The 804-nt window shown below is 64.2% G+C and carries 1 protein-coding gene and 2 pseudogenes; 1 reads left to right on the top strand and 2 read right to left on the bottom strand.

Annotated elements, in window-relative coordinates; genetic code table 11:
* Positions 1–243: pseudogene (locus EN906_RS35835) on the top strand (amidase); the annotation flags it as partial.
* Positions 244–261: 18 nt separating this feature from the next.
* On the opposite strand, the gene EN906_RS38690 reads toward EN906_RS35835, so the two are convergent.
* Complete coding sequence (locus EN906_RS38690; protein WP_236383014.1) at positions 262–408, bottom strand: hypothetical protein; 147 nt, start codon at positions 406–408, stop codon at positions 262–264.
* 282 nt (positions 409–690) lie between these two features.
* Positions 691–804: pseudogene (locus EN906_RS38685) on the bottom strand (dehydrogenase); the annotation flags it as partial.

Raw genomic sequence — 804 nt, 5'->3', positions numbered from 1 at the left:
CCGACCACGCCGGTGACGGCGCCGACCATCGTCTCGATGGCTGACGACGCCGAGCTGCGCGACCGCACCGAGGGCCTGCTGCTGCGCAACACGCAGGTCGCCAACCAGTTCGATCTCTGCGCGATCTCGCTACCGATGCCGGGCACTCCGCTGCCCGCCGGATTGATGCTGGTGGCGCGCAACGGGCATGACCGGCGCCTGCTGCGGATTGCTGCCGAAATAGAGCAGCTGCTTGGCGCGTGACCAGGGCTGAACTGCCTATCAGTGCGACGAACAGTGCTTGCGTTCGCTGTCCTTGGCGGTCCGCACGATACGGGTCGCGACCAGCCAGGGCAGATTGTACTTCTCGCCGGTGATGGTCTGGGGTGCGGTGCTCGATCGAGCCCCTGACGACGATCTTGCCGGCATAAAGCGCGTCGGAAAGATCGGTTATCGCCTTGTCGGCCTGCGGCAATCCGCTTGGATCGATCGAGACGCCCTTGATGATCGCCCCGGTGGCAAGGTCGAGCACGCTGTTCGACGGGCAGGGCGCCTTGAAGCAGCGCAGTCCGTTGTCGCAATAGACATAACTGCTTTCGGCCGCGAATGACGGCATGGCGCAGAGCGAACAGACGACGACTACCAGGAATGCGAGCCGTGGATCGGCATGGCTCTCAACGTCGCGGAGAATTGGGGCGAAACCGCGATGTGTTACGGGCTCGCCGGAAACCGCCGCCGATAGTGATCGACCACTTCCGGATTGCGCAGATTGACCGGCAGCTTGTTGGCCAGCACCAACAAGGCTTCACCCGCCGCGCCGAAGCC

Source organism: Mesorhizobium sp. M7A.F.Ca.CA.004.06.1.1 (assembly GCF_003999135.1).
Taxonomy (GTDB): Bacteria; Pseudomonadota; Alphaproteobacteria; order Rhizobiales; family Rhizobiaceae; genus Mesorhizobium.
This window is presented reverse-complemented; position numbering and strand designations above follow the sequence as displayed.